The sequence below is a fragment of the Rahnella inusitata genome, from assembly GCF_965118895.1.
GTDB classification, from domain to species: Bacteria; Pseudomonadota; Gammaproteobacteria; order Enterobacterales; family Enterobacteriaceae; genus Rahnella; species Rahnella inusitata_A.
The window spans coordinates 1-1,055 of the sequence record NZ_CBCPJJ010000046.1 but is presented as its reverse complement, the minus strand read 5'-3'; the positions used below and the strand labels follow the sequence as shown (position 1 = coordinate 1,055).

At 37.0% G+C, this 1,055-nt stretch carries 2 protein-coding genes; both read right to left on the bottom strand.

The window, feature by feature from the left end; translation table 11 throughout:
- Positions 1-227: 227 nt before the first annotated feature.
- Positions 228-620: an Imm50 family immunity protein gene (locus ACMHLI_RS23375; protein ID WP_413531463.1), complete on the bottom strand. Its 393-nt coding sequence runs from the start codon at positions 618-620 to the stop codon at positions 228-230.
- A gap of 2 nt (positions 621-622) precedes the next feature.
- Positions 623-1,055, bottom strand: a 433-nt coding sequence (locus ACMHLI_RS23370) for an HNH/endonuclease VII fold putative polymorphic toxin (protein WP_413531462.1), incomplete at its 5' end; no start/stop codon positions are given.

Genomic DNA, 1,055 nt, shown 5'->3' with positions numbered 1-1,055 from the left:
TAAAATAACCGATGGTTGTATTGTGCTGGTTCTGGACTGCTACGAATTGGACGGCTAAAACATGAGCGGGAAGCCCTGAGAAGCCAGTTGCGGGATATTAAACAGGCTTGCCGGGAGATGCAGAGCGCCGCAAAATCGGCGCTCTGGGGGATGAAAATTTATGACAATAAGTACCTATCAATATAAAAATAGCCGGGAAAATGGAGAGTCTTTTTGGCTATTTTTAATTATCCAACCCAACGATCATCTAAATAAGGAACTATATTATCTATAAACATAAAGTTCGAAATGCATAAAAACTCGAACCCTTCATTTTCAATAATAAATCTGGTCGAACCATTAACTAAATCAACAATAGGCGTACATTCAAAACCCATTCTTCCACCATCAATTTTCAATGCCAAAACTTCAGTAAATGTTAATGAAATAGAGAGGCTATTAAATGTAGTTTCAATCCATTTTTTTGGCATAACAGAAGGAAGCTTCCTGCTATTAAAAAAAATAGTCAACCTTGAAACATCATGATATATAAGTTTATCAAATTCCACTCCAGATAAAGATAGCTCATTATTAAACATATGAATAATTTTTTCTTTCCCATAAGCATAATCAAACCACATAATTACAACCCTCCTGGAAATTCATAATGTTCAGGTAAACCTCTAAGGCTAATATTCCTTGAACCATGTCCTGATTCATAGTCATATGTCCTAAGGTTGAAGTGAGGACCTTGATTACCCGGCGTTCCCGGTGGGCCATATATATGCCCAGTCGAGTGTTCTTGTATTACAATTTTAGAACCATCAGGGCGAGTATAATGATATTCCTTTGTTGAAATAGGATTGTGATTTGCATCCATTAATTGATGACTATTTCTATCTGTTAACGGTACTTTATTAACAGCAGTTGGTTGCTGCCTCATCGGTATTCCTGCATCCCTTTTCACAGCTCTAAAAGCTTCTTTTCTTGAATCAAATTGAGCATTACAACCCGCTAACCCAAGTGGATCGATCCAAATAAGCGGATTTTTAGCATAAGCATACAGGTTAATCCCG

Coding starts and splice junctions, on each gene's coding strand:
- ACMHLI_RS23375 (WP_413531463.1), bottom strand. CDS start 620: ATGTGGTTTGATTATGCTTATGGGAAAGAAAAAATTATTCATATGTTT.